Origin of the sequence: Streptomyces sp. NPDC088730, assembly GCF_044751215.1 — a bacterium.
GTDB lineage: Bacteria > Actinomycetota > Actinomycetes > Streptomycetales > Streptomycetaceae > Streptomyces.
Genome location: NZ_JBIVLK010000006.1, coordinates 393,713 through 419,657 on the forward strand (window position 1 = coordinate 393,713; position 25,945 = coordinate 419,657).

The 25,945-nt window shown below is 71.3% G+C and carries 23 protein-coding genes; 12 read left to right on the forward strand and 11 right to left on the reverse strand.

Features of this window, described 5'->3' with window-relative positions:
• The 7 genes from nadC to ACIP89_RS21335 all read left to right on the forward strand — a co-directional run bounded on the left by nadC (position 1) and on the right by ACIP89_RS21335 (position 4,377).
• Entirely contained in the window at positions 1 to 1,035 is a 1,035-nt protein-coding gene (nadC, locus tag ACIP89_RS21305) for a carboxylating nicotinate-nucleotide diphosphorylase (RefSeq protein WP_402116133.1), read from the forward strand.
• A complete protein-coding gene (locus ACIP89_RS21310) occupies positions 1,035 to 1,832 on the forward strand; it encodes a type III pantothenate kinase (protein ID WP_024493731.1) in 798 nt (265 codons plus the stop codon). Before nadC ends, ACIP89_RS21310 begins: the two co-directional genes overlap by 1 nt.
• Before the next feature lie 123 nt (positions 1,833 to 1,955).
• Complete coding sequence (locus tag ACIP89_RS21315) at positions 1,956 to 2,531, forward strand: hypothetical protein (protein ID WP_401925144.1); 576 nt, start codon at positions 1,956 to 1,958, stop codon at positions 2,529 to 2,531.
• 56 nt (positions 2,532 to 2,587) lie between these two features.
• Positions 2,588 to 2,767 (forward strand): hypothetical protein, encoded by a 180-nt coding sequence (locus tag ACIP89_RS21320; protein ID WP_389686463.1) that lies wholly within the window; start codon positions 2,588 to 2,590, stop codon positions 2,765 to 2,767.
• Between the two features lie 125 nt (positions 2,768 to 2,892).
• Positions 2,893 to 3,330 carry a BlaI/MecI/CopY family transcriptional regulator gene (locus tag ACIP89_RS21325; RefSeq protein WP_401923915.1) on the forward strand — a complete coding sequence of 146 codons (438 nt, stop codon included), beginning with the start codon at positions 2,893 to 2,895 and terminating at the stop codon, positions 3,328 to 3,330.
• A gap of 9 nt (positions 3,331 to 3,339) precedes the next feature.
• Positions 3,340 to 3,897 carry an amino-acid N-acetyltransferase gene (locus ACIP89_RS21330; protein ID WP_401923913.1) on the forward strand — a complete coding sequence of 186 codons (558 nt, stop codon included), beginning with the start codon at positions 3,340 to 3,342 and terminating at the stop codon, positions 3,895 to 3,897.
• A 144-nt stretch (positions 3,898 to 4,041) separates the two neighbouring features.
• Positions 4,042 to 4,377 (forward strand): Lsr2 family protein, encoded by a 336-nt coding sequence (locus tag ACIP89_RS21335; RefSeq protein ID WP_024494064.1) that lies wholly within the window; start codon positions 4,042 to 4,044, stop codon positions 4,375 to 4,377.
• Here ACIP89_RS21335 and ACIP89_RS21340 read toward each other — a convergent pair.
• A complete protein-coding gene (locus ACIP89_RS21340) occupies positions 4,356 to 4,976 on the reverse strand; it encodes an SCO3374 family protein (RefSeq protein ID WP_401933125.1) in 621 nt (206 codons plus the stop codon). The genes ACIP89_RS21335 and ACIP89_RS21340 overlap by 22 nt on opposite strands.
• Positions 4,977 to 5,416: 440 nt before the next feature.
• Here ACIP89_RS21340 and ACIP89_RS21345 point away from each other — a divergent pair, with 440 nt between their 5' ends.
• Complete coding sequence (locus tag ACIP89_RS21345; protein WP_311304888.1) at positions 5,417 to 7,945, forward strand: ATP-dependent Clp protease ATP-binding subunit; 2,529 nt, start codon at positions 5,417 to 5,419, stop codon at positions 7,943 to 7,945.
• 83 nt (positions 7,946 to 8,028) lie between these two features.
• Here ACIP89_RS21345 and ACIP89_RS21350 read toward each other — a convergent pair whose 3' ends face one another.
• Both ACIP89_RS21350 and ACIP89_RS21355 read right to left on the reverse strand, forming a co-directional pair.
• On the reverse strand, positions 8,029 to 11,253 hold the full coding sequence (locus ACIP89_RS21350) for an NACHT domain-containing protein (RefSeq protein WP_402116134.1): 3,225 nt from the start codon (positions 11,251 to 11,253) through the stop codon (positions 8,029 to 8,031).
• Positions 11,250 to 11,723, reverse strand: coding sequence for a trypco2 family protein (locus ACIP89_RS21355; protein ID WP_402116136.1), 474 nt, complete (start codon positions 11,721 to 11,723; stop codon positions 11,250 to 11,252). The genes ACIP89_RS21350 and ACIP89_RS21355 overlap by 4 nt, the downstream gene beginning before the upstream one ends.
• 470 nt (positions 11,724 to 12,193) lie before the next feature.
• On the opposite strand from ACIP89_RS21355, the gene ACIP89_RS21360 reads away from it, so the two are divergent.
• Positions 12,194 to 12,913, forward strand: a complete 720-nt coding sequence (locus tag ACIP89_RS21360; RefSeq protein WP_401923903.1) for a M23 family metallopeptidase — start codon at positions 12,194 to 12,196, stop codon at positions 12,911 to 12,913.
• A 19-nt stretch (positions 12,914 to 12,932) separates the two neighbouring features.
• Here the strand turns inward: ACIP89_RS21360 and ACIP89_RS21365 are convergent, their stop codons facing one another.
• Positions 12,933 to 13,517 (reverse strand): TetR/AcrR family transcriptional regulator, encoded by a 585-nt coding sequence (locus ACIP89_RS21365; RefSeq protein ID WP_401923901.1) that lies wholly within the window; start codon positions 13,515 to 13,517, stop codon positions 12,933 to 12,935.
• Between the two features lie 122 nt (positions 13,518 to 13,639).
• On the opposite strand from ACIP89_RS21365, the gene ACIP89_RS21370 reads away from it, so the two are divergent.
• A complete protein-coding gene (locus ACIP89_RS21370) occupies positions 13,640 to 15,211 on the forward strand; it encodes an MDR family MFS transporter (RefSeq protein ID WP_401923898.1) in 1,572 nt (523 codons plus the stop codon).
• A gap of 107 nt (positions 15,212 to 15,318) precedes the next feature.
• Here the strand turns inward: ACIP89_RS21370 and cseC are convergent, their stop codons facing one another.
• The 5 genes from cseC to ACIP89_RS21395 all read right to left on the reverse strand — a co-directional run bounded on the left by cseC (position 15,319) and on the right by ACIP89_RS21395 (position 19,920).
• Positions 15,319 to 16,710: a two-component system sensor histidine kinase CseC gene (gene cseC / locus ACIP89_RS21375; RefSeq protein ID WP_402116138.1), complete on the reverse strand. Its 1,392-nt coding sequence runs from the start codon at positions 16,708 to 16,710 to the stop codon at positions 15,319 to 15,321.
• Complete coding sequence (cseB, locus tag ACIP89_RS21380; protein WP_402116140.1) at positions 16,707 to 17,414, reverse strand: two-component system response regulator CseB; 708 nt, start codon at positions 17,412 to 17,414, stop codon at positions 16,707 to 16,709. Before cseB ends, cseC begins: the two co-directional genes overlap by 4 nt.
• A 10-nt stretch (positions 17,415 to 17,424) precedes the next feature.
• Positions 17,425 to 18,168, reverse strand: a complete 744-nt coding sequence (locus tag ACIP89_RS21385) for a hypothetical protein (RefSeq protein ID WP_402116141.1) — start codon at positions 18,166 to 18,168, stop codon at positions 17,425 to 17,427.
• The gene (locus tag ACIP89_RS21390; RefSeq protein ID WP_401925141.1) at positions 18,156 to 18,794 is read right to left on the reverse strand and encodes a SigE family RNA polymerase sigma factor; all 639 of its coding nucleotides are present in this window, start codon (positions 18,792 to 18,794) and stop codon (positions 18,156 to 18,158) included. The genes ACIP89_RS21385 and ACIP89_RS21390 overlap by 13 nt, the downstream gene beginning before the upstream one ends.
• Positions 18,795 to 19,017: 223 nt before the next feature.
• A complete protein-coding gene (locus tag ACIP89_RS21395) occupies positions 19,018 to 19,920 on the reverse strand; it encodes an A/G-specific adenine glycosylase (RefSeq protein WP_401923889.1) in 903 nt (300 codons plus the stop codon).
• 284 nt (positions 19,921 to 20,204) lie between these two features.
• Between ACIP89_RS21395 and ACIP89_RS21400 the strand changes: the two genes are divergently transcribed.
• Positions 20,205 to 21,065: a hypothetical protein gene (locus ACIP89_RS21400; protein WP_402116143.1), complete on the forward strand. Its 861-nt coding sequence runs from the start codon at positions 20,205 to 20,207 to the stop codon at positions 21,063 to 21,065.
• Between the two features lie 63 nt (positions 21,066 to 21,128).
• Here the strand turns inward: ACIP89_RS21400 and disA are convergent, their stop codons facing one another.
• Both disA and radA read right to left on the reverse strand, forming a co-directional pair.
• On the reverse strand, positions 21,129 to 22,253 hold the full coding sequence (disA, locus tag ACIP89_RS21405; protein WP_401923884.1) for a DNA integrity scanning diadenylate cyclase DisA: 1,125 nt from the start codon (positions 22,251 to 22,253) through the stop codon (positions 21,129 to 21,131).
• 124 nt (positions 22,254 to 22,377) lie between these two features.
• Positions 22,378 to 23,790 carry a DNA repair protein RadA gene (gene radA, locus ACIP89_RS21410; RefSeq protein WP_024494855.1) on the reverse strand — a complete coding sequence of 471 codons (1,413 nt, stop codon included), beginning with the start codon at positions 23,788 to 23,790 and terminating at the stop codon, positions 22,378 to 22,380.
• A 207-nt stretch (positions 23,791 to 23,997) separates the two neighbouring features.
• Between radA and ACIP89_RS21415 the strand changes: the two genes are divergently transcribed.
• A complete protein-coding gene (locus ACIP89_RS21415; protein ID WP_402116144.1) occupies positions 23,998 to 25,842 on the forward strand; it encodes a hypothetical protein in 1,845 nt (614 codons plus the stop codon).
• Positions 25,843 to 25,945 lie beyond the last annotated feature (103 nt).

The following is a 25,945-nucleotide window of genomic DNA, read 5'->3' on the forward strand; positions in this document are numbered from 1 at the left end:
GTGAGCACGCCCGAAGAGAATCCGCGCCCCACACCCGTGGACGTACCGCTGATCCAGATCGGCGCGCCCGCACCTGCCGCGGGCGGCTGCGGCGACGGCTGCGGCTGCGGCGGGGACGACGGCTACGGGGACGAGTGCGGGCTGGACCCCGCGCTCGCCCAGCTGCTCGCGGACGCCGGTCTCGACCCGGTCCAGGTCGAGGACGTCGCCCACGTCGCCATCGCGGAGGACCTCGACGGCGGGGTGGACGTCACGACCGTGGCCACCGTTCCCGAGGACGCCGTGGCGACCGGTGACTTCACCGCACGGGAGGCGGGGGTGGTGTCCGGCCTGCACGTGGCCGAGGCCGTCCTGTCCATCGTCTGCCCGTCCGCGTTCGAGGTCGAGCGGCACGTGCTGGACGGCGACCGCGTCGTCCCGGGCCAGAAGCTGCTGACCGTCACCACCCGGACCCGTGACCTGCTCACCGGCGAACGCGGCGCGCTCAACCTGCTCTGCCGGCTCTCCGGCATCGCCACCGCCACCCGCGCCTGGGCCGACGTCCTGGAAGGCACCAAGGCCAAGGTCCGGGACACCCGCAAGACGACGCCGGGCCTGCGCGCCCTGGAGAAGTACGCGGTGCGCTGCGGCGGCGGGGTCAACCACCGCATGTCGCTGTCCGACGCCGCGCTCGTCAAGGACAACCACGTCATCGCGGCGGGCGGGGTGGCCGAGGCCTTCAAGCGGGTCAGGGACGAGTTCCCGGACCTCGCGATCGAGGTCGAGGTCGACACGATGCAGCAGGTCATCGAGGTGCTGGAGGCGGGCGCCGATCTGATCCTGCTGGACAACTTCACCCCCACGCAGACGGCGGAGGCAGTCGCTCTCGTGGGCGGCCGCGCGGTCCTGGAGTCCTCCGGCCGGCTGGCGCTCGACTCCGCCCGCGCCTACGCCGAGGCCGGTGTGGACTACCTGGCCGTCGGCGCCCTCACCCACTCCGCGCCGATCCTCGACATCGGCCTGGACTTCCGCGACACCGATGGGGCCGGCGCCTGATGCTGCTCACCATCGACGTCGGAAACACCCACACCGTGCTCGGCCTGTTCGACGGCGAGGAGATCGTCGAGCACTGGCGGATCTCCACCGACGCCCGCCGCACGGCGGACGAGCTGGCGGTACTGCTCCAGGGCCTGATGGGCATGCACCCGCTGCTGGGCATGGAGCTCGGCGACGGGATCGAGGGCATCGCCATCTGCTCCACCGTCCCGGCCGTCCTGCACGAGCTGCGCGAGGTGACCCGCCGCTACTACGGCGACGTCCCCGCGGTTCTCGTCGAGCCGGGCATCAAGACCGGCGTGCCGATCCTGATGGACAACCCGAAGGAGGTCGGCGCGGACCGCATCATCAACGCGGTCGCCGCGGTCGATCTGTACGGCGGTCCGGCGATCGTCGTCGACTTCGGCACGGCCACCACGTTCGACGCGGTCTCCGCCCGGGGCGAGTACACCGGCGGCGTCATCGCGCCCGGCATCGAGATCTCGGTCGAGGCGCTCGGCGTCAAGGGCGCCCAGCTGCGCAAGATCGAGCTGGCCCGGCCGCGCAGCGTGATCGGGAAGAACACCGTCGAGGCCATGCAGGCGGGCATCATCTACGGCTTCGCGGGCCAGGTCGACGGGGTCGTCGGGCGGATGAAGAAGGAACTGGCGGCCGACCCCGACGACGTCACCGTCATCGCGACGGGCGGCCTCGCCCCCATGGTGCTGGGCGAGTCCTCTGTCATCGACGAGCACGAGCCCTGGCTCACGCTGATCGGCCTGCGCCTGGTGTACGAGCGCAACGTGTCGCGCCTCTAGACCGTGACCGGTGACGCGGCGGCCCGCCCGGCCGCCGCGCCGCCCCACGGCCAGTTAAACGGATTTTGTCCATTTAGCACGTATTGTCGCGTCATGCCCACGCCCTACGGATCACGCGGCGGTATGGCGTTCAGCGCGGACGAGCTGCGAGTGCTCCGACGCGCCCTCGCCATCGCCCTCCACCCCGCGCCCCTGCCCGAAGAGGATGTCCAGGACTGCCTGCGGCTAGCGGGCTCCGTGGACGAGACGGTGAGCGAGGCGGGACGGCTGCGCGCCTTCCTCCTCGCTGACCTCGCCCGCTACAGAAACGCCCTCCCCGGCTCCCTCAGCGGCTATCTGGAGCTCCTCCAGGACGCGCTGGCCGCCGGGTACGACCCCCGTCCCGAGGATCTGGCCGCGCTGCGCGCGCTGCGCGGCGGACCGGTCGCCGCGGCGCTCCTGGCACGCTGTCAGGTGCTCGCGGAACGTTCGGTGCGCGCCCGGCTGGCCGGGCGTGCCGTGTCCGCGACGGCCCCCGCGCCCCGCAGCCGGCTGCTCGCGCTGCCCGGCGGCCGCGCCGCGGAGCCGGACAGGCCGAAGGTGCCCGCGGCCCCGGCCCGCCCGGCGGCACCGTCCGACCGCCCGGCGCCGAAGCCCTCCGAGGTGTTCCCGCCGCGCCGCCGTCCGGCGCCCCCGCCGCAGCAGCGCGCCGCGGGCTGACGGCGCACCGTGGGGGGCGCGCGGAAGTCCGCACCCGCCTCGCTACCCTGGACGTCATGGACTACGTATCCGCGCTCGTGCCCCCCGTGGTGATGGCAGCCTTCTTCATCGGCCTGGTCGTGACGATCGTCAAGAGCCAGGGCGGTCCCAACAAGGCCAAGGAAGACGCGGCCGTGGACGCGGCGATCAGTCGCGCGGAGGCGGCCCACCAGGCCCCGCGGACCGAAGCGGTCTGATTTCCGCCGGTTAGCGCGTACAGCGCACGGCACCGTACGAAGGGCGTACGGCTCCCAGAGAGCCGTACGCCCTTTTGTTGTGTGAATAACCGCCCATTCCAGACATTTGGCACTAGGGTGACGCTGTGCCCCGTCAATTGGGAGAGCTGGAAGACGCCGTGATGACCCGGGTCTGGCAATGGAACCGTCCGGTTACCGTGCGGGAAGTCCTTGAGGACCTTCAGCAGGAACGGTCCATCGCCTACACCACCGTCATGACGGTAATGGACAATCTCCATCAGAAGGGCTGGGTGCGCCGGGAAGTGGACGGCCGCGCATATCGATATACGGCCGTCTCCACCCGCGCCGCGTACTCGGCCGCACTGATGAACGAAGCCTGGTCGACGAGTGACAACCCGGCCGCCGCGCTCGTCGCCTTCTTCGGGATGATGTCGGCCGAGCAGCGTGAGGCTCTCCGGGACGCCATGCGGATGGTTGTGCCCACTCTTGCCGAGGACGCCGCGGCGCCTGCCGGCGAAGCCTCCGAAGCGCCCGATGGGGCGGAGCCGGAGCCCGAACGATAGCGTCTGGGTATGTCCTCAGAGCTTCCGCAAACCGATTTCCGGACCGTACCGTCGGTTATAAACGTACCCATCACCGTCCGGCGTGCGAGGACGAGCGATGTGGCCTCCGTCCGGCGTCTCCTCGACGGCTACGTGCGTGAAGGCATCCTGCTCGACAAAGCGACGGTCACCCTTTACGAGGACATCCAGGAGTTCTGGATCGCGGAACGCGACGAGGACGCCCGGGTCATCGGCTGCGGCGCACTGCATGTGATGTGGGAAGACCTAGCCGAAGTCCGTACTCTCGCGGTCGACCACAGCATCAAGGGAGCCGGGGTCGGGCACCAAGTACTGGACAAGTTGTTGCAGACCGCCCGCTGGCTGGGCGTGCGACGGGTTTTCTGCCTCACCTTCGAAGTCGACTTCTTCGCGAAGCACGGCTTCGTGGAGATCGGAGAGACGCCGGTCGACGGAGATGTCTACAGCGAGCTGCTGCGTTCCTATGACGAGGGAGTCGCGGAGTTCCTGGGTCTCGAACGGGTGAAGCCGAACACCTTGGGTAACAGCCGGATGCTTCTGCACCTGTGACGGTCGGAAGAACCCCGAGGTCTATGTCCGAATCGCGCACGTTTCCCGTCTTCTTGTGCTCCCGAACCTCTCCCGAGGGTTTGTGTTTTCCGGGGAAAAGCGGTTTCCTTTCCGCGTACTCCATTTTCGATGAAAGGAAATCCGGTGGCACAGAAGGTTCAGGTCCTTCTTGTTGACGACCTCGACGGCGGCGAGGCGGACGAGACCGTCACGTTCGCGCTGGATGGCAAGACCTACGAGATCGACCTCACCACGAGCAACGCCGACAAGCTGCGCACGCTGCTTGAGCCTTACGCCAAGGGCGGCCGTCGCACCGGTGGCCGTGCCGCCTCCGGGCGCGGCAAGGGCCGCGCGGTTCCCGGCGGCAACAAGGACACCGCCGAGATCCGTAAGTGGGCGCGCGAGAACGGCCACAACGTGAATGACCGGGGCCGTGTCCCCGCGGACATCCGTGAGGCTTACGAGAAGGCCAACGGCTGAGCAGTCGGCTCATGACCGGCCGGCCTCTTCCGGGCACGCGTCAGCCTGGCCCGGTGGCATTCCGTCGCCACGGCGTCCACGAGCCGGACGAGATCGGGAGTACCCCCAGCCCTGCTCCCGAAGCCGGAGAGGGCCGGGAGCACCGGTTCCCCGTTCCGCCCCTGCGGTGACCAGGGGGGTCGCAGCCAGACGGCGGCCCCCGGCGGGCCCGGCCGGCCAGGCGGCGGGGGCGCGGTGATCCGGCCGCCGGTGCCGAGGGCGGCCAGCGTGAGGGCGACCGGCCCCCACTCCAGCCAGTCGAGCAGTCCGGGCAGCTCATCCGCGCTTCCGGCTGCCACCAGCAGACTCATCCGCTCACCCATGAGCGCCACGGGTCCCGTACGGCCCACCCGACGCAGCGCCGCGTGGCCGGCGGCGGCGGGGACGACGAGCGCGTCGAACCGCAGCCCGGTCAGCAGCCGCACCGGGGCGACGCCGGCGGTGGCCCAGCCGAGCCGCTGCTCGTACCACTGGGACCAGTCGCCCCGCGGCCCGGCTCCGGCACCGCCGTTCCGGCCTGCGGGCGGCGGAGTTCGGGGCGGCGGGACGGTGAGAGCCATGCCGGAAGAACTCCCGATCCCACCCCGGGGTTACGCAGAGTCCTCGACCGAACGCGTAGTGTGTCCGGGTTGGGGGCGTACGGGCGCATTCAGGAGTACGAAGATGTTCGCCCGTAGCGGAGGGAACCCGCGTACGCCGCATGGACTGTCTGTAATTGCGGGTAAGACATCCCTAGTGGGGAGGGGCGACACGCGGCCACCGGACGTCTCACGTTCGCCATCGGCGTACTGGCGATAGGGGTATCTGCCTGGCCTGCGGGAACATCGTCTCGCACCATCGGGTTGGAGCAGTTGTCGGCGTTCGGGGCGGGAGTCCCCCGGGAAGCAGGGCCGGGTGTCGGCAGTTGAAATGAGCGGTCCCCGCTTGCGGGACTAAGCTGCGGAAGGACAGGGAGGGGACCGACCCCTTACTGCCTGACCGCTCTGAGGAGCGATTAACGATGTTCGAGAGGTTCACCGACCGCGCGCGGCGGGTTGTCGTCCTGGCTCAGGAAGAAGCCCGGATGCTCAACCACAACTACATCGGCACCGAGCACATCCTCCTGGGCCTGATCCACGAGGGTGAGGGTGTCGCCGCTAAGGCCCTGGAGAGCCTCGGGATTTCGCTCGAGGCGGTCCGCCAGCAGGTGGAGGAGATCATCGGTCAGGGCCAGCAGGCCCCGTCCGGCCACATCCCCTTCACCCCCCGAGCCAAGAAGGTCCTGGAGCTGTCGCTCCGCGAGGCCCTTCAGCTCGGCCACAACTACATCGGCACCGAGCACATCCTGCTCGGCCTGATCCGCGAGGGCGAGGGCGTCGCAGCCCAGGTCCTCGTGAAGCTGGGCGCCGACCTGAACCGGGTCCGCCAGCAGGTCATCCAGCTGCTCTCCGGTTACTCGGGCGGCAAGGAGGCTGCCACAGCGGGCGGCCCCGCGGAGGGCACGCCCTCCACCTCCCTGGTGCTGGACCAGTTCGGCCGGAACCTCACCCAGGCCGCTCGTGAATCCAAGCTCGACCCGGTCATCGGGCGCGAGAAGGAGATCGAGCGGGTCATGCAGGTGCTGTCCCGCCGTACGAAGAACAACCCGGTCCTCATCGGCGAGCCCGGCGTCGGCAAGACGGCGGTCGTCGAGGGCCTGGCCCAGGCCATCGTCAAGGGCGAGGTGCCCGAGACCCTCAAGGACAAGCACCTCTACACCCTCGACCTCGGTGCGCTGGTCGCCGGTTCCCGCTACCGCGGTGACTTCGAGGAGCGCCTGAAGAAGGTGCTCAAGGAGATCCGCACCCGCGGCGACATCATCCTGTTCATCGACGAGCTCCACACCCTGGTGGGTGCGGGCGCCGCCGAGGGCGCGATCGACGCGGCGAGCATCCTCAAGCCCATGCTGGCGCGAGGCGAGCTCCAGACCATCGGCGCCACCACGCTCGACGAGTACCGCAAGCACCTGGAGAAGGACGCCGCTCTCGAGCGCCGCTTCCAGCCCATCCAGGTCGCGGAGCCCTCGCTGCCGCACACCATCGAGATCCTCAAGGGTCTGCGCGACCGTTACGAGGCCCACCACCGCGTGTCCATCACGGACGAGGCGCTGGTCCAGGCCGCGACGCTGGCCGACCGGTACATCTCGGACCGCTTCCTGCCGGACAAGGCGATCGACCTGATCGACGAGGCCGGCTCCCGGATGCGCATCCGCCGGATGACCGCGCCGCCGGACCTCCGCGAGTTCGACGAGAAGATCGCGGGCGTCCGCCGGGACAAGGAGTCGGCCATCGACTCCCAGGACTTCGAGAAGGCGGCCTCTCTCCGGGACAAGGAGAAGCAGCTCCTCTCCGCGAAGACCAAGCGCGAGAAGGAGTGGAAGGCCGGCGACATGGACGTCGTGGCCGAGGTCGACGGCGAGCTCATCGCCGAGGTCCTCGCCACCGCCACCGGCATCCCGGTCTTCAAGCTGACGGAGGAGGAGTCCTCCCGTCTGCTGCGCATGGAGGACGAGCTCCACAAGCGCGTCATCGGCCAGAAGGACGCCATCAAGGCCCTCTCGCAGGCGATCCGCCGTACGCGGGCAGGCCTGAAGGACCCGAAGCGTCCCGGTGGCTCGTTCATCTTCGCCGGTCCGTCCGGTGTCGGTAAGACCGAGCTGTCCAAGACGCTCGCCGAATTCCTCTTCGGTGACGAGGACGCGCTGATCGCCCTCGACATGTCGGAGTTCAGCGAGAAGCACACCGTTTCCCGGCTCTTCGGTTCGCCCCCCGGCTACGTGGGATACGAGGAGGGCGGCCAGCTCACCGAGAAGGTGCGCCGCAAGCCGTTCTCCGTCGTCCTCTTCGACGAGGTCGAGAAGGCCCACCCCGATATCTTCAATTCCCTGCTCCAGATCCTGGAGGACGGTCGCCTGACCGACTCCCAGGGCCGGGTCGTGGACTTCAAGAACACGGTCATCATCATGACGACCAACCTCGGGACCCGGGACATCTCCAAGGGCTTCAACCTGGGCTTCGCCGCCCAGGGTGACGTGAAGACGAACTACGACCGGATGAAGAACAAGGTCAACGAAGAGCTCAAGCAGCACTTCCGGCCCGAGTTCCTCAACCGTGTCGATGACACGGTCGTCTTCCACCAGCTCACCGAGGAAGACATCATCCAGATTGTCGACCTCATGCTCGCCAAGGTGGACGAGCGGCTGAAGGACCGCGACATGGGCATCGAGCTCAGCGCGGACGCGAAGTCGCTCCTGGCGAAGAAGGGCTACGACCCCGTGATGGGCGCCCGGCCGCTGCGCCGGACGATCCAGCGCTCGATCGAGGACATCCTCTCCGAGAAGATCCTCTTCGGTGAGCTGCGCCCCGGTCACATCGTGGTCGTCGGCACCGAGGGCGAGGGTGACGAGAAGACGTTCACCTTCCGTGGCGAGGAGAAGTCGGCCCTGCCCGACGTCCCTCCGATCGAGCAGGCGGCAGGCGGCGCCGGCCCGAACATGACGAAGGAGGCGTGACAGGCGCCTAGCGCGTCCGAGCGTCAGAAGGGGCGGCCCCCGACCGGTTTCGACCGGCCGGGGGCCGCCCCTTCGCCGTGCGCTCAGCGGTATACCTCCAGCCCCCTGCCGCCGGACACCTCGACGAAGCCCGTGGCATCGACCTCCAGGCCCGGCAGGGCTTCCAGCGGGGTCAGGTCGACGGCGGCGCCGCCGGACGGCAGGGGGCGGAGCTGGAGCCTGGTCAGCGCGGGAAAGACCCGGGGGAGAGAGCTCAGGTCGTTCAGCTGTCCGGACAGGTCGAGCGTGAGCGCGGTGACCGAGGGAACCACGGCGACGCCCCGGAACTCCGACGCGAACGCCCGCACCCTCAGGTCCGTCACCTGCGGGGACTTCCGGAGTGCGATGCACAGGGGAGGAACCGACGTGGCGGATGTCAGGGCGAGGTACTCCAGGTGGTCCCAGCCGCGCAGTGTGTCGATCGACACCGGGTTGGGGCCGTCGAGCACCAGCGTCGTCACCCGTGGGTGCGCCGGCACCCGGCTCAGGTTCTGGGCCGACATGTCCTCCAGGTGCAGGGAGAGCAGTCCGCTGCCGGCGGTGGCGCCCAGCGCGGCGGGCGAGAGGTGACTCATGTCCAGCCGGAGCGTTCTCAGTTCCTGGAGCAGGCCGAGCGGACCGAGGTCCCGCACACTCCAGGAGTCCAGCAGCGTCAGGGCGGTGAGCGTCCCGGCGCACAGCTCCAGGAAGGACAGATCGCTCAGCCGGGCGTTGTCCCTGATGCCGAGCGCGCGCAACGGACGGTCGCGCAGCCCGGCCCGGAGCTCGGCCGAGGTGAGGTTCCCCTGGATCTCCAGCTCCGTGACGGAGGGGAAATGGCGCAGGGCTGTCAGCTGCTCCGCCGAGCGCACATTCAGCGTCCGGTGCTTCAGCCTGCCTGTGGAGAGAACCCGCTCGGCGAAGAGGTCCGCCGGATACCGGTCCCAGCCTTCCTGGAACCGCAGGATGAGCTCAGGGCGGGCGAGCACCCACTCACGGGCGTGCGGAACGGCTTCCGCCCCGCCCACCTCGTTGATCATCTGGACGATGTAGTTCGCCTGCGGATCGGTGAGCCCGGGGTCCGACGGGTCGGGGAGATGACGCAGTCCGGCCGGACCGAGCCGGGAGAGCAGCCGTGCCTCCCCGGTCGAGTCGAACGGGAACAGCGACGCCACGGCCTCCGAGACCCGGGCACGCGTCGCGTCGTCGAGCCAGGTCGCGTGCTGCGCGCAGAGCGCGGCCAGGACGTGCAGCTCGGTCCGGGTGACGCCGTCCGCCGACCGCGCCTCGGCGTCCAGCAGGCCGTTGACCAGTACGGGGTGCTCGCGGCGGCCGCAGTGTCCGGCGGACAGCAGGATGACGTCCTGCCACTGCTGGGAGTCCGCCCGGCCGATCAGTTCGTGGAGGTGGCCGCCCTCGACGAACTCCTTCGCCGCGAGGAAGTCCTGGAAGGTGCGGTGGGTGAACTGGTAGACACCGTCGACCCGCTCCTGGAGGACGCCGCTGCGGTTCAGCAGATGGGTCAGGATCTCCGGCGCCGAGCCCTGGCGCCGGATCTGCTCCATGCCCCGCAGCCCCTGCTCCAGCTGGTGCAGCGCCTGCTCGCGGTCCAGCTCCGTCTGGCCGCCCCGCACCAGCCAGATCGCGATGCGCTGGAGGAGCTGGGCCTGCTCGTCCACGTTCATCGTGATGCCTTCCGGGGCATCGATCCGGCGCCGCTTGTCGCGGTTGCCGAGCAGCATGGCGAGCGCCGAGTCGTAGAGGCTCCAGCGGGTCTCGGGCAGGAGGCCCTGGCGCTGCCGGTGCAGGGCGCAGATCACGGCGCACAGGAGCGGGGTGCGGGCCAGGTTGCGCAGGGTGGAGTTGGTGGCGAACTGCCGGGTCAGATCGCGCTCCAGCTCGCCCAGCGCCGCGTGGTCCGGGTCGTCCAGCCGGGCCGCCCGGTGCCAGGCCGCGACGAACGCCGCGATGTCCTCGTTCCGCATCGGCAGCAGCCGCAGCTCCTCGAAGTCCTCGGAGGCCAGCCAGCCCGGGGCCACCGCGTGCGGGCGCACGGTCGCCACGCAGCGGGTCGCCGGGTAGCGGCGCAGCAGCCGGGACAGCCAGTCGTACGCGGCCTCGCGCTCGTCCGGCGGGACCTCGTCCAGTCCGTCCACGAGCAGCAGCCCGCGGCCGGCCTCCAGGACCCGGCCTGTCCAGCCCTCCGGCGGGTCGTCGACGGCCGCCGAGGAGGCGGCGGCCAGCTGCCCGACGGACGGGAAGGCGCCGCCCCGAGCCCGCAGGGTGCGCAGCGGGACGACGAAGGGCACCAGTCCGTTGAGCGCCGTCAGCCTCGGCCCGAGGGTGCCGGCAGAGGCGTGCGCCGCCAGCCACCAGACCAGGGTGGTCTTCCCGGCTCCCGCGTCGCCCCTCAGGAGCACCCGGGGGCGTTCGGCGAGCAGGGAGTCGACGCGCCGGGGCGCGGGGCGCGGCTCCTCGCGCGCCACGGAGCGGCCGCGCGGCTGGGCCTCCAGGCCGAGGTAGGCGGTGTCCAGGTCCCATTCGGAGTCGTGCCGGCCGAGCTCGTCCAGCCCGAAGATCTTGGTGCGCCGGTACGCGGCGCCGAGCGCGGCCGCGTACTCCTCCTCGTAGCGCAGGTCCTTGGGGAAGTGCCCGTGGACCCGCTCGTGGTGGAGCTCGTTGCCGGTCTGCCGGTACACCAGCCGGAAGGGCTGCGAGTCGAGGAGCGGACCGAGCGGTACGCATTCGACCCGGCGGCCCCCGCGTTTCGGCGGGATCTGCCGGGCGATGCCGAGCAGGACGTTGCCGGCGAAGACCGGACCGCCGGAGAGCCCGCGCAGCGCGGGCGGCTCGCGGTCCGACCCGGCGGGCGGGCCGTCCAGCTCGCAGACGAGCACATTGCGCGGGCGGCCCGCCATGGGCAGCACGGTGACGGTGTACTGGTCGGTCTCCAGATGCCCGTCGGGGAAGCGCTGTGCGTCGGGGAAGCCGGTGATCTCGCAGTCGGCGAGCGCCTGGACTGTGTGCAGGACGCCGAGCCGTACCGGTTCCGCCGGGAGCAGCGGGGCCGCCGTCTCGACGAGGGCGGCGTCCAGGGCGTGGTCGATCCAGACGACGGCCGAGTCCGCGTGCCCGGTGACGTCCGGGTGGGCGACGTCGCAGCGGCCGCCGCCCCTGACGACGTGGGCGCAGGTCAGCACCAGCCGGTCGGTGAGCAGGACACCGCTGCCCTGGACGGAGCCGGCGCCCAGGACCACGACGGTGCGGTCCGCGGGCGGTATGGCCGTCACGGCCGGGGCCGCCCCTGGCCGAAGCGCCCGGTACCGCGGTCCGTGCCGAGCCGGTCGGGACGGCTGTCCGTGCCGAGCCGGTCCGTACCGCCGTCGGCGCCGAATCGTTCGGTACTGCCCTCGGTCTCGTTGCCGATCTGCCAGGCCTCGCCGGTCGTGACATCACGCGGTTTCAGGGTGAAGGCGACCTTGTGGGTGTGGCCGGTGGAGCGGCCCGCGTCGGCACCGGCCTCCACCACCCAGGCCTTCACCCGGGCGGAGCCCTTGACCTCCTTGCGGAGTTCCAGGGTGAACTCCATCTGGATGTCACCGACCTCGAAGGCCAGCGGGCGGCCGGTGCCGCGGGCGGCGGCCTCGATGAGCTGGTTGCGGACCGATTCGACGGCGTCGGCGAGCTCGATGCCGTCGTGGCGCCCGCTGCCGGGGGCGCCGCTGCTGTTTCCGCCCGTGCCTGCGGTGTTGCCGGTCATGTTCCGTCCCCCCGGAGCTGGTCGGTTCTCGCCGTGCCAGCGTAGTCAGGTTGCCCGCCGAAGGTCCCGAAACGGACGGCCTTTGGTCCCACCGGCGGTGACAAGGCGCACAGCCCTTTCGGGGCCTACTAGCCGGCTTAGGAGCACGCGCCATGATCGCCGGAGGGACCTTCGGCCCTGAGCCGGGCGGGACCTTGGGGACTACGGGATGAAGTGCGCAGAAAATGGGGCCGTGTCCGTTTGAGGTGGTTTGGAACTGGGCTTAAACGTCTCCGGACGAAGAGAGGCGACGTGATCCCGGTGCCTTCGGGGAGGCGCGGTCCGGGACCCGTGGAAGCTGATTCCCGGGGTGGCTGCTACGGCTTTTCGTCGTAGATGGGGGGTTTGAGCACCGATGGGGTGGCGGGTTACCAAGGGATGGCCAGCCCGGCAGGAGCGCCGGGTCCAGTCATCCCGGAGGTTTTCCGCTTATGTCGAAGCGCGTAACGTTCAAGCACTCCCACCGCCCGTCCGCTTCCCGTGTGCGCGGCGCCGTGGTGGCGGCCGGACTGGGGACGTCGATGGTTCTCGGTGCGGGCGCTGCGTTCGCGGCCGGCACGACGGGTACCCCCCACGCCGCGAGCCTGTCGAGCAGCGCCACGGCCGACTCGGTCGCCGAGCAGGCGGCCGCGCAGGGCAAGGCCGCCAAGCACAAGGCCGAGAAGAAGGCCGACGCGGCGAAGAAGAAGGCCGAGGCCAGGAAGAAGGCGGCGAAGAAGGCCGCCAAGAAGCTTCGCTGGGAGACCCCGGTCCACCACTACGAGCTGAGCGCGAGCTTCGGCAACGACGGCAGCCGCTGGGCCCACAAGCACTCCGGCCAGGACTTCGCCGTGCCGATCGGCACCAAGGTCGAGGCCGCGCACACCGGCACCATCGTGAAGGCCGGCCCGAACGGCGGCGGCGACGGTCCCGCGTACGGCAACGCCATCGTGATCAAGCACAGCAACGGCCGGTACTCGCAGTACGCGCACCTGTCGAAGATCGACGTGCACATCGGCCAGCACGTGAAGAAGGGGCAGAAGATCGCCCTGTCCGGCAACACCGGCAACTCCAGCGGCCCGCACCTGCACTTCGAGATCCGGAACACCGCGAACTACGGTTCCGCGATCAACCCGGTCAACTACCTGCACAAGGTGGGCATCAACGTCTGACCCGCCACGACCCGGTCCGCTATCCGGCGGCCCCCGGGTCGTGCGCCTGAGTCACCAGATCGACGGCGACCTCCAGGACGGCCTTGCGCTTCTCCTCGGGGTCGCCTTCGACGTCCTTGAGGGCGAACATGCCGGCGTGCATCGTGAAGAGCGCGCTGAAGCACCGCACCTGGTCGATCATCGGCGCCTCCGGGTCCTTGATCAGGTCGACGAGCCCCAGGACCCGGTCCTTGATCGTCACGCCGATGCTCAGTTCCCGCACGGTCGCCTGGTTCTCCTGCATGAAGCGGAAGAGCGGGGCGGCGGTGGTCAGCGCCTCGCTGTAGCGGGCGAGGATCTCCTTCTTCGTCTCCAGGGTGTGCGGCTGCTCCCGGCCCCAGGCGATCAGGTCCTCGACGGGGCGGTTGAGGTCCTCGAAGATGCCGACGAGGATGTCCTCCTTGGTTTTGAAGTGGTAGTAGAGGGCGGCCTTGGTGACGTCCAGCTTCTCGGAGATCTCTCGCAGGGAGGTCTTCTCGTAGCCCTGCTCGGCGAAGAGTTCCAGCGCGACGTCCTGGATGCGCTGGCGGGTGTTGCCCCGGCGCGGCTGCGTCGTGCTGCTCATGGTGCTCTCCCCAAACTTACTTGACGCCCGGCTAGTTGCGGGGGTACTTTCCCCCAGTGTAGTCAACTAGCCGGGCGGCAAGTAAGGGCCCGGTGAGCAGGGGATCAGGGGAGTTGGGGAAGATGTCGGATCTGAAGACGGCGACGGACGGGAAGGCGGCCGGCGGCAAGCCGAAACGTGCGCCGAAGAGCGAGCCGCAGCAGCGCAGCGTCCGGGTGGTGATCGTCGCCCTGCTGATCGCCATGCTGCTGGCCATGCTCGACAACCTCATCGTCGGCACCGCGATGCCGACGATCGTCGGAGACCTCGGAGGACTGGAACATCTGTCCTGGGTGGTGACCGCTTACACCCTTGCCACCGCGGCCTCCACGCCCATCTGGGGCAAGCTCGGCGACATGTACGGGCGCAAGGGCATGTTCCTCACGTCCATCGTGATCTTCCTGATCGGCTCGGTCCTCAGCGGCATGTCCCAGGACATGGGCCAGCTGATCGGCTTCCGCGCGATCCAGGGGCTCGGCGCCGGCGGTCTGATGGTCGGCGTCATGGCGATCATCGGTGACCTGGTGCCGCCCCGCGAGCGCGGCAAGTACCAGGGCCTGATGGCCGGTGTGATGGCGATCGCGATGATCGGCGGACCGCTGGTCGGCGGCACCATCACCGACCACCTCGGCTGGCGCTGGGCCTTCTACATCAACATCCCGCTGGGCATCGTCGCCCTGGCCATGGTCACCGCCGTACTGCACCTCCCCAAGCGGGAGCGCAGGAAGGCGAAGGTCGACTACCTCGGGGCCGGGCTGCTGACGGTCGGCATCACCGCGATCGTGCTGGTGACCACCTGGGGCGGCTCGGAGTACGACTGGAACTCCGCCGTGATCATGGAGCTCATCGCGATCGGCGTCGCCGCGCTGGCCGGGTTCGTCTTCGTCGAGACGAAGGCCGCGGAGCCGATCATCCCGCTGCACATCTTCCGCAACCTCAACTTCACGCTGATGTCCGTGGTCGGCTTCATGGCGGGCTTCGTGATGTTCGGCGCGGTGCTGTTCCTGCCGCTGTTCCAGCAGTCCGTCCAGGGCGCGTCCGCGACCAACTCCGGACTCCTGCTGCTGCCGATGCTGCTCTCGATGATGGTCGTCTCGCTGATCGCCGGGCGCGTCACCACCAACAGCGGCCGGTACAAGATCTTCCCGATCATCGGCTCGATCCTGATGGTGGCCGGACTCTTCCTGCTCTCCACGATGGACACCGGCACCACCCGCTTCACCTCGGGCCTCTACATGGCGGTGCTCGGCGCCGGCATGGGCTTCCTGATGCAGATCACGATGCTCGTCGCGCAGAACAGCGTCGAGCTGAAGGACATGGGCGTCGCCTCGTCCGCCACCACCCTGTTCCGTACGCTCGGCAGCTCCTTCGGCGTCGCGATCATGGGCGCCCTGTTCACCGGCCGGGTGCAGGACGAGATGGCCGCCCGCGGTGGCGGGGGAGCCACCGCGCACTCCGCCCAGCTGGACGCGGCGAGCCTGGCGAAGCTGCCGGTGCCGGTGCGCGAGGCGTACGAGTTCGCGGTGTCGTCCGGTACGCACATCGCCTTCCTGGTGGGCGCCTCTGTCGGAGTGGTCGCCCTGGTGGCGGCGCTCTTCGTCAAGGAGGTCCCGCTGCGCGGCGCGGCCCCGGACCCGGCCGAGAGCATGGTGTAGCCGTAGCGGCGCAGCCGTACGAAGAGGCCCCCGGTCCGCACGCGATCGCCGCGTGCGGACCGGGGGCCTTCCCGTTCCGGGGCCGGCCGGGCCCCCGTGCGTCCCCCTCAGCCCTCCGAGGGGCCGCGGCCGGACTCCTTGCCGCTGCCCGCGGCCGTCCGGCCGTTCGGCCGGGGACCGCGCTGCTCGGCGAACTGGAGCATCGGGTAGCTGCCGGTGTCGGTCGGCGCGTGCTCGGGCAGCCACAGCACGGCGATCGCCCCGCCCACGCCCGGGGCCGCACCCTCCGGGGCGGCGTTGCGGAAGGTCAGCCGGGCACCGAGCACCCGCGCCTGACCGGCCGCGATCGTCAGCCCGAGACCGTGCCCGTGGCCCGCCCGGTCGGTCGATCCGGTACGGAACCGGCTCGGCCCCTCCCGCAGCAGCGCCGCCGGGAACCCCGCCCCGTGGTCGCGGATCCGGACCACCCGGCCCTCGACCGTGGCCTCCACTGGGGTGGAGCCGTGCTTGGCGGCGTTGCCCAGCAGATTGCCCAGGATGCGCTCCAGCCGGCGCGGATCGGTGCTGACCCACGACTCGTGGACCACCTGGACCCGCACGTCCGGGGCCAGCAGCGCGATCCGGCGGCTCACGAAGTCCCCCAGCGCGATCTCCTGCAGCTCGGCCCGCTCCGAGGCGCTGTCCAGCCGGGCCACCTCCAGCACGTCCTCGACCAGGGTGCGCATCGCCTGCGCCCGGTCCCGTACCAGCTCCGTGGGGCGGCCCGGCGGCAGCAGTTCGGCCGCCGTCAGCAGCCCCGTCACCGGGGTGCGCAGCTCGTGCGCGATGTCCGCGGTGACCCGGCGCTCCGCCTCGATCCGCTCGTTCAGCGCGTCCGTCAGCGCGTCCACCGCACCGGCCAGCTCATCGGTCTCGTCCCGCACGACACCGCCGACGGCGTCCCGGACCCGGACCTCCGTATTGCCCTGCGCGACCTTCCCGGCCGCCGTCGCCGCCTTGCGCAGCCGGCGGGACAGCTGGCCGCCGATCAGCACCCCCAGCGCGCAGCCGCCGAAGACCACCGAGACCGAGCCGATGATCAGGGCCCGGTCGAGGTCGCCCATGATCGTGGTGGAGCGGTCCGCGAACCGGGTGTGCAGCGAGAGCACGTCACCGTTGGCCAGCGGCACGGCCGCCCACACGTCCGGCACCCCGCCGCCGTCCTCCACGTGGGTGGCACGCCGGTTCTTCCGGGTCTCCTGGCGCAGGCTGTGCGGCATCGTCGGATCGTTGATCTTCGCGCCGAACCGGGGGTCGGCCTTCTTCGTCTTCGTCGCCTCGTAGAGCAGCTGGGCGTAGGTCAGCCGCTCCAGCTGGACCTCGCGGGCGTTCTCCAGCATCGAGACCCGGGCCGCGTTGTGCACGACCAGGCTCAGCGCGACCGCGATCAGGGCACCGACCGCGGCGATCGCGATGCTGATCTTCCAGCGGACACTCGTCCGCAGGGACGGCCGCCTCATGCCCTGAGCTTGTAGCCGAAGCCGCGGACCGTCTCGATCCGGTCCTGGCCGATCTTCGTGCGCAGCCGCTGCACATGGACGTCCACGACCCGGGTGTCACCGCCCCAGCCGTAGTCCCAGACCCGCTCCAGCAGCTTGTCGCGGGAGAGCACGGTGCCGGGCGCGGACGAGAACTCCAGCAGCAGCCGCATCTCGGTCGGCGTCAGGCCCACCTGCTCGCCGGCTCTTCGCACCTCCATGCCCTCGGTGTCGACCTCCAGGTCACCGAAGACCAGCACCCCGCCCTCGGGTCCGTCCTCCGCCCCGCCGGCGCTGCCCTGGCCGCTGCCCGAGGCGTGGCCGAAGCGGCGCAGCACGGCGCGGATCCGGGCGACCAGCACCGCGCCGTCGAAGGGCTTGGTGACGTAGTCGTCGGCGCCGGCCTCCAGACCGAGCACCACGTCGATCGAGTCGGCACGGGCGGAGAGCATGATCACGGGCACCGTCGACTCGTCCCGGATCCGGCGGCACAGGCTCACCCCGTCCAGTCCGGGCACCATCACGTCGAGCAGCGCGATATCGGGCCGGTCGGCCCGGAACGCTTCGAGGCCCCGGAGCCCGTCGGGCATCGCGGTGACCACGAAGCCGTCCCGCTCCAGCGCCAGCTGGGTGGCCTCGCGGATGACGTCGTCGTCCTCGACGAACAGCACATGGGTCTCGGCCATCGGAAAGCTCTCAGTTCTTCGTCGGTTCCGTGGGCTCCGGGAAGTCCCCCTCCCCGGCGCCGACGGCTCGGTTGAAGTCGTTGTGCACCCGGTCCGTCTCGCTGAACCGGGTGTTCGCCCAGTGGTACGTGATCACTTCCTCGCCGGAGGGATAGGCGACCGCGTCCTTCTTGCCGTAGACCTGGGTCGTCACCACCAGATCACCGCGGTCGATGGTCCCGTAGACCGCCGGCTGCTCGGTGGTGAACACGTTCTCGTACGTGCCGTCGGCCCGGGGCCGGTACACATAGGTGCCGACGCCCACCGAATCGCCGCAGGTCATCACGTTCACGACCACGTCGGCGCCGGGGCCGCCGGTCAGCTTCCCGTACGAGGTGTCCACCGGGTACTCGTCACCGGTGCAGGGCTTCAGATCCGTCCGGACCCGCTCGCTCACCCTCGTGTCCGCCTTGAGCAGGGCGACGGCGTCGACCCGCGGGGTCGGCCTCGCCCTGGACGGCGTCGTGGCGGTCGGCGTGATCCGCACGACCGGCTGGGTGCCCGCCGGGCCCTCGTCGCGGGTGCCGGTACCACCGGTGGAGCAGCTCACGGCGAACAGGCCGACGACGGCGAGCCCGGCCAGTGCCGTACTGCTCGCCGCCCATCCGGTCAGCCGCCGGCCGCGTCCGCCGCCGGTTCTGTCGCCGCTTCCCCCGTCGCCGACCGCGTCGCCTCTCGTGTCGCCGCCGTCACCGCTGCCTGTCAGGCCGCGCACCGCTCCCGCCCCCGCTCGTCATGACGCCCGATCCCCCGCTCCGCGCTCCGGGACCGCACCGGAGCCGTGGCCGACGCGGCGCGGGCGGCCGGCCGGTGCTCCCGGTCCTCGCGGATCCGGGCCTCCCTGGCCGCCTCTTCCCTGCTCTCCAGCTCCTGGCGCAGCCGTGCCAGGGCACGGTGCAGGGTGCTCTTCACCGTACCGGCCGACATGCCGAGCGCCGCGGCGGTCTCCTCCGTGCTCATCTGCTCCCAGTGTCGCAGGACGACGACGCTGCGCTGCTTGGGAGCCAGCACGCCCAGGACGTCCATCAGCAGGGCGCGGTCGGCGCGCTGCTCGGTGCCGTCCTCGATGCTGGCGTCGGGGAGCTGCTCGGTGGGTACCTCGTCCAGCCTGCGGGCCCGCCACCACTCGGTCCGGGTGTTGATCATGACGCGGCGCAGATAGGCGTCGGCGAGGGACTTGTCGGCGATGCCGTCCCAGCGGCGGTAGGTACGCGCCAGGGCGGTCTGCAGCAGGTCCTGCGCGTCCACGGGATCGGGGACCAGCCGGCGTGCGCTGCGCAGCAGCGCCTCCTGCCGGGTACGCACGTACTCCTCGAATCCGAGCACCTCGCCCTGCGCCATAACAACCGCCTCCATCCCCGTGGATCCCCGTGGTACCGCTGCCAGCCGCTTGGTCGTCGGGCTGACGTCGGTGACGCTACGGAGCGGTTGTCACGAGGCTGTGCGGAGCAGCCATACGCCGACGCACGGCTGTCCATCGGTTGTGTAACAGCGCGGCAGGAGTGGGGCAAAGAGGCCCGGGGGGCTGCCGGCGGTCCGGGCGGGGGAGCGCCCCGCCCGGCCGTCAGGTCAGCGGCAGCCGGTACTGCGCCCCGGCCAGCGGTTCCACCAGTCCGTCGGCGACCAGCCCGTCCAGGGCGCGGGCCCGCTGCACAGGTTCGTCCCACACGGCGTCCAGCGCCGACTGCGGCACCGGTGTCACCGCCTCGCGCAGCACGGCGAGCAGCCGGCCGCGCACCTGCCGGTCGGTACCGGCGTACGTCTGGCCGCGGCGCGGCGGCCCCTGGTGCGCGGGCTTCCCGGCCAGCCGCCAGGCGCACTGCTCCGCGATCGGGCAGCGCGCGCAGTCCTCGTTCTTCGCGGTGCAGACGAGGGCGCCGAGCTCCATCGTCGCGGCGGCCCACTGCGCTGCCCGCTCGTCCTCCTCCGGCAGCAGCGCGCGGGCGAGCTTGCGCTCGGCGGCGGTGGTTGCGTTCGGCGGGTACTGGATGCCGGTCGCCGCCCGTGCGAAGACCCGGCGGACGTTCGTGTCGAGGACGGCGTGCCGCTGCCGGTAGGCGAACGAGGCCACGGCCGCCGCCGTGTACTCGCCGATTCCGGGCAGCGCGAGCAGCTGGGCGTGCTCGCTCGGCACGTCGCCGCCGTGCCGTTCCGTTATTGCCTGGGCGGCCCCGTGCAGCCGCAGTGCTCGCCGGGGGTAGCCGAGCCGGCCCCAGGCGCGGACCGCCTCGCCGGGAGGGTCGGCCGCGAGGTCGGCGGGGCGCGGCCAGCGGGCCAGCCACTGTTCGTAGACCGGGAGCACCCGGTTGACGGGGGTCTGCTGCAGCATGAACTCGCTCACCATCACACCCCAGGCGCCCGCTTCGGGGCGGCGCCAGGGCAGATCGCGGGCGTGCTGGTCGAACCACCCGATGACGGGGGTGTGGAGGGAGGCGGGGGGCGTCTGTGTCGCTGTGGTGGCAGTCATCGCACCTCCGATCCTGGCACGGAAGAGCAGACGACGGACCGGTGCACGGGGGTGTCGCCCCTCATAAGAGCCCTTGGAGTGATAGTGCCACCCGTCTGTCCCCGCGCCGCCTGACCTCCGGTCCGGCAACTGGCCGCACCCCCGGACCCGGTTGCGGCACGTGGCCGCACGGCGGGGTCCTCGGGTTGCGGATACGCCCTCCCGGGATGATGATCCGCAAAACTTGGGGATCAGAGCGGCGGGTGGGGCGGGAGTTGGGGCGGATCTCTCGTACAGTTTGCGCCGTGGGATCTTTGCGTAATCCGATCGGGCCGCTTCCCTCCACCATTTACTGGCGACGGAGGGCAGTCGCGGCGACGCTGATCGCGCTGCTCGCGTTGCTGGTCGTATGGGCCGTCACCTCCCGTGGCGGCAAGGGGGACCACGACGACTCCAGGGCCCCCGGCTCCGGTCCCACCGACGCGATCACGCCGGGGCCCTCGGGATCCGGCCCGGCGATCAGCGAACAGCCGGGCGGGCGCGACGAGTCGGGCGGCTCCGGCGGGGGCGACGGCAACGGTGGCGCGGGCTCCGGCGGTGATTCCGGCGGCTCGGGAAGCGGCAACGGCGGCTCGGGCAGCGCCGGTTCCGGTTCCGACGGCGGCTCCGGCAGCGGTTCGGGTTCGGGTTCGGGTTCCGGCTCCGGCAGCTCCGGCGGCAGCGGCACGAGCGCCGGACAGCGGCTCCCGGCCGGCTCCTCCGTCCCCGACTGCACCGCGGGCGCACTGCGGTTGACCCTCAAGAGCGACGTGAGTTACGCGCCCGGCGAGAAGCCGAAGTTCCGGCTGATCGCCGAGAACACCTCCTCCACCGACTGCAAGGCCGACCTCGGCCCGAAGAGCACGGTGCTCACCATCACCGAGGCCGGCGGCGACGACGACGAGGTGTGGTCCTCCAAGGACTGCCCGCGCAACGCGGCCGCCGTGCTGCTGAAGGTGCCGGCGGGCGCGACCGTCGTGCACACAGTGGAGTGGAACCGCGCCAAGAGCGCCCCGAAGTGCGCGACGCCGCCGCCGGGGAAGGCCGGACCCGGTACGTACCTGGTCGAGGCCAAGGCGCCGGGCGAGCCCGTGCAGCGCGCCTCGTTCGTCCTCGCGAAGGACTGACCGCCGAGGGACACGCGAAAAGCGGGGCGGGGGGCGCACGCCCCCCGCCCCGCTTCCGTACCGCTACACGTACCGTTCGAGGATCGACGACTCGGCCAGCCGCGACAGGCCCTCGCGCACACTGCGCGCCCGCGCCTCCCCGACCCCGTCCACCGTCTGGAGATCGTCCACGCTGGCCGCGAGCAGCTTCTGCAGACCGCCGAAGTGCTCCACCAGCCGGTCGATGATCGCCCCGGGCAGCCTCGGCACCTTCGCCAGCAGCCGGAAACCGCGCGGCGAGACCGCGGAGTCCAGCGTCTCGGGGGAGCCGCTGTAACCCAGGGCCCGCGCCACGACGGGAAGTTCGAGCAGCTCGGTGTGGGACAGCGCGTCCAGCTCGGTGAGCGCCTCCGCCACCGTGCGCGACCGCCTGGCGGTCGGCTCCGGCACGTAGTCGCGCACGACCAGCTCGCGCTCCGGCTCCACGCCCGCGATCAACTCGTCGAGCTGGAGCGAGAGGAGCCGGCCGTCGGTGCCCAGCTCCACCACGTACTCGGCGATCTCGGTCGCGATCCGGCGCACCATCTCAAGACGCTGCGCGACGGCCGTCACGTCCCGGACGGTCACCAGGTCCTCGATCTCAAGGGCGGAGAGCGTGCCGGCCACCTCGTCGAGCCGGAGCTTGTAACGCTCCAGGGTGGCGAGGGCCTGGTTGGCGCGCGAGAGGATCGCGGCGGACTCCTCCAGGACCCGGCGCTGGCCGTGCACGTACAGCGCGATGAGGTGCATCGACTGCGAGACCGAGACCACCGGGAAACTGCACTGCCGGGAGACCCGGTCCGCCGTGCGGTGGCGGGTGCCGGTCTCCTCGGTCGGGATGGAGGCGTCCGGGACCAGCTGCACGCCGGCGCGCAGGATCTTGGTCATGTCCTTGTCGAGGATCAACGCCCCGTCGAGCTTGGCCAGCTCTCGCAGCCGGGTCGCGGTGAATTCCACGTCCAGCACGAAGCCGCCGGTGCACATCGACTCGACGGTCTTGTCCATGCCGAGCACGATCAGCCCGCCGGTGTTGCCACGGAGAATGCGCTCCAGGCCGTCCCGCAGGGCCATTCCGGGCGCGACGGCGGTCAACGAGGCGCGCATCAGCGCCTCGTTACCGGTGCCTTGGCCGGACTTTCCGGGCGATGCTGCCCGGTCGCTGGCTGCCACTGCACTCCTCCGGTCACAGGTTTGCGGTGCCCTCGGGGCCTCTCCTCCGGACCGGGCACGATCCGAACGAAACACCCCACGTCCCTCGTACCGTTCGTACGGACGGGCGAGACCAGGGCAAAGTCTACCGGCGTGCGCCGTCCTCCTGCGGGGCCTGTGCACGAGACCGGCGCGGGAGGACTCTCAGCGCGTCGCCCATGTTGGCGACTTCCGTGACCTTCATACCGGCCGGCACCTTCCCCGGATCGGTCGGCACCAGCGCGTGTGTGAAGCCCAGACGGTGTGCCTCGGCCAGTCTGCGCTGGACCCCCGTGACCCGTCTGACCTCGCCCGCGAGCCCCACCTCGCCGATCGCCACAAGATTCTTGGGCAGCGGTGTGTCACTCGCCGCGCTGGCCAGGGCCAGTGCGATCGCGAGGTCCGCGGCGGGCTCCGTGAGCTTCACGCCCCCGACCGTCGCGCTGTAGATGTCCCGCTTGCCGAGCGCGCTGATCCGGCCGCGCTGCTCCAGTACGGCCAGCATCATGGACACCCTGGACGTCTCCAGACCCGAGGTGGTGCGCCGGGGCGAAGGGATCTGCGAGTCGACCGTGAGCGCCTGCACCTCCGCGACCAGGGGGCGCTTGCCTTCGAGCGTGACGGTCAGGCAGGTGCCGGGCACGGGTTCGTCGCGCCGGGTGAGGAAGAGGCCGGACGGATCCGCGAGGCCGGTGATGCCCTCGTCGTGGAGCTCGAAGCAGCCCACCTCGTCGGTCGCCCCGTACCGGTTCTTCACGCCGCGTACGAGCCGGAGCCGGGCATGGCGGTCGCCCTCGAAGGACAGCACCACGTCGACCAGGTGCTCCAGCAGCCGGGGCCCGGCGATCGCCCCGTCCTTGGTGACGTGGCCGACCAGCAGGGTCGCCATGCCGCGCTCCTTGGAGGCCCGGATGAGCGCCCCGGCGACCTCGCGGACCTGCGCCATCCCGCCGGGCGCGCCCTCGATCTCGGGCGAGGCCACGGTCTGCACGGAGTCCAGGACGAGCAGGGACGGCTTGACCGCGTCCAGGTGGCCGAGGACCGCCGACAGATCGGTCTCCGCGGCCAGGTACAGATGGTCGTTGATCGCCCTGATCCGGTCGGCCCGCATCCGGACCTGGCTGGCGGACTCCTCCGCGGTGACGTAGAGCGTGCGGTGCTCCTCGCTCGCGGCCTTGGCCGCCACGTCCAGCAGCAGGGTGGACTTGCCGACGCCCGGCTCGCCCGCCAGCAGCACCACGGCGCCGGGCACCAGACCGCCGCCCAGCACCCGGTCCAGCTCACCGACGCCGGTCGAGCGGGCGGTGGCCTGCCGGCTGTCCACCTGGCCGATCGGGAGCGCCGCGGTGGAGACGCGGCCGGCCGCCGTCGTCCGTACCGCGGGGGCGCCGCCGAACTCCTCGACCGTCCCCCACGCCTGGCATTCGGGGCAGCGGCCGAGCCACTTGGCGGTCGTCCAGCCGCACTCCGTGCAGCGGTAGGACGGCCGGTCCTTCGCGGATTTCGTACGGGTGGCCATGGCGCCACCGTATAGGTGCCCTCGGACAGTGCCGTCCGGCGAGGTACGGGAGAGGTGCGTGCGCGGGCGTACGCCCCGCGCACCGGGGCGCCGGGAAACGGGAATTCCGCCCGATCCCGTCCGCTTTCGCGCGATACGTTCACCCGAAAGGGTTAAATCCACGCAAGTGGCTCCAGGGCCGGGCCTCGTCCTGCCTACGGTCGCAAGGTGACGAGCAGCAGGCTGGAGACACCCGCGAGCACCCCCGGCGCACACCGGACACAGCACCGTGCGCCCCAGTCGGCACCGAAGAAGCCGCCCGCCCGTTACGAGCCGCATCTCGACGGTCTGTTCACCTACTGCCTCTCCGTGCTCTGCGACCACGACGCCGCCACCGACGCGCTCGGCGGGGTGCTCGCGCTGGCGGAACGGCAGGGCGGACGGTGCCCCTCGGACGAGGAGGAACGTAAAACCTGGCTGTACGCCCTGGCCAGGTGGACGTGTCTGCGCAGGCTCACCGAGCAGAAGCAGGGCCGCCAGGCCCACCGGCAGCACGACAAGGCCGTACCGGTGCAGGGGAACCGTCGCGCCCCGGCCGTCCAGGGAGCGCGCGCAGGCCGGCGTACGCCCCCCGCGGCCGCCCACGCCCCCAAGGCGCCGGCCGCACCGCACCGGTCCGGGCTGCCGGCACCCGTACCCGAGAGCCCCGCGGCCGCGGAGGCGCACCGCCGCGAGCTGGCCCAGCTGGCCTGGCCGGAGGCCGCCGGCACCACCCCCGAGCAGCGGGAGGCGCTGGAGCTCGCGGTACGGCACCGGCTCACCCCGGTCGCGGTCGCCGCGGTCCTGGGCCTGGAGACCGCCGCCGCCAGGGAACTCCTGGCCGCGGCCGCCTGCGAGGTCGAGCGGACCAGGGCCGCCCTCGCGGTCGTCGAGTCGGGCGGCTGCACCGCGGCGGGCCGGCTCACCGGCGACCGGCGGGTGCTGCTCTCCGCCACCCTGCGCCGCGAGCTCGTACGGCATGTGGACGACTGCCCCCGCTGCCGTCGCACCGCCGAGCGGGCCGACGCCGAGGGCCCGTGGCCGGGCGTGGCCGTCACCCCGGCCGCCGCGCTGGCGGTCGTCGAGGCACCGCGCCCGTCCGCCTACGTGGCGATGATCCACGCCCAGAAGCACCAGAAGAATCGGTCCGCCACGCCGCGGTTCGACCGGGCGGGCTTCCCGATGGACCCCAAGGACCACGCCGCGCGCCGGGACCGGCTGCGGTCGAGGGTCATGACGACGACGGTGGTCGCCACGGTCGTCGCCGCCCCGGTGATCGCCCTGTGGTCCGCCTACCGGGGCGCACCGCTCACCGGCGAGGGCCACGACGGGGCCTCGGTCACCGCGACCGAGACGGACGGCGGCCGCGACCCGTACGAGCGCTACGAGAACGCCGGCAACGCCACCCCCGAGTCCGGCCCCCGGTTCGCCGACGACGACGGCCGCCCGGACGTCTCGGCAGAGGTCATCAGTGTCGACAACGAGGCCGGTCCCGACGGGGGACGGCACCGCGCGGGCGGGCTCACCGTCGAGGCGCGCCCCTACGGCGCCACCACGATGATCACCCTGACCGCGTCGAAGGCCGGACCGGTCGTCTGGTCGGCCCGCACCGCCGCGTCCTGGCTGCGCCTCAGCAGTTCCTCCGGGAAGCTCGCGGCGGGCGGCAGCGTCACGATCCGGGTCCTCGTCGACCACGGGCGCGAACCGGCCTCGCGCTGGACGGCACGGGTCGCGCTCGCCCCGTCGGGCTCCGCCGTCGCGATCCACGGCAACGGCGGGAGGCGCCCGTCGGGCCTCAGGCCGCACCCCTCGAACCTCCCGCAGCCGAGCCGTTCCGTCCACCCGCACCCGCCGGTGCCGCCGGACCCGTCCCCGTCCTCACCGGACCCCACGGAGCCGACACCCCACCCGACGGAACCGACGCCGGACCCGACGGACCCCACCACGACACCGACGGACCCGGGCGGGCCGAGCCCGTCCCCGGACCCGACAGGCCCGGGAGAGAGCCCGAGCGCCCCGCCCCCGGCGAACTGACGCACCACCCGGCAGAACGGCCCCCGGAACCGCGACCGAAGACCGCGAACCGTGAATCGAAGACCGCGAACCGAGAACCGCGACCGAAAGCCGCGAGCCGCGA

Excerpts from the sequence above, each read along its gene's own strand:
- ACIP89_RS21315 (WP_401925144.1), top strand. The coding sequence starts at position 1,956 with ATGGCGTTCAGCGCGGACGAGCTGCGAGTGCTCCGACGCGCCCTCGCC.
- ACIP89_RS21310 (WP_024493731.1), top strand. The coding sequence starts at position 1,035 with ATGCTGCTCACCATCGACGTCGGAAACACCCACACCGTGCTCGGCCTG.
- ACIP89_RS21345 (WP_311304888.1), top strand. The coding sequence starts at position 5,417 with ATGTTCGAGAGGTTCACCGACCGCGCGCGGCGGGTTGTCGTCCTGGCT.
- ACIP89_RS21395 (WP_401923889.1), bottom strand. The coding sequence starts at position 19,920 with ATGACTGCCACCACAGCGACACAGACGCCCCCCGCCTCCCTCCACACC.
- ACIP89_RS21360 (WP_401923903.1), top strand. The coding sequence starts at position 12,194 with ATGTCGAAGCGCGTAACGTTCAAGCACTCCCACCGCCCGTCCGCTTCC.
- radA (WP_024494855.1), bottom strand. The coding sequence starts at position 23,790 with ATGGCCACCCGTACGAAATCCGCGAAGGACCGGCCGTCCTACCGCTGC.
- ACIP89_RS21330 (WP_401923913.1), top strand. The coding sequence starts at position 3,340 with ATGTCCTCAGAGCTTCCGCAAACCGATTTCCGGACCGTACCGTCGGTT.
- ACIP89_RS21355 (WP_402116136.1), bottom strand. The coding sequence starts at position 11,723 with ATGACCGGCAACACCGCAGGCACGGGCGGAAACAGCAGCGGCGCCCCC.
- cseC (WP_402116138.1), bottom strand. The coding sequence starts at position 16,710 with ATGAGGCGGCCGTCCCTGCGGACGAGTGTCCGCTGGAAGATCAGCATC.
- cseB (WP_402116140.1), bottom strand. The coding sequence starts at position 17,414 with ATGGCCGAGACCCATGTGCTGTTCGTCGAGGACGACGACGTCATCCGC.
- ACIP89_RS21390 (WP_401925141.1), bottom strand. The coding sequence starts at position 18,794 with ATGGCGCAGGGCGAGGTGCTCGGATTCGAGGAGTACGTGCGTACCCGG.
- ACIP89_RS21365 (WP_401923901.1), bottom strand. The coding sequence starts at position 13,517 with ATGAGCAGCACGACGCAGCCGCGCCGGGGCAACACCCGCCAGCGCATC.
- ACIP89_RS21340 (WP_401933125.1), bottom strand. The coding sequence starts at position 4,976 with ATGGCTCTCACCGTCCCGCCGCCCCGAACTCCGCCGCCCGCAGGCCGG.
- ACIP89_RS21370 (WP_401923898.1), top strand. The coding sequence starts at position 13,640 with ATGTCGGATCTGAAGACGGCGACGGACGGGAAGGCGGCCGGCGGCAAG.
- ACIP89_RS21320 (WP_389686463.1), top strand. The coding sequence starts at position 2,588 with ATGGACTACGTATCCGCGCTCGTGCCCCCCGTGGTGATGGCAGCCTTC.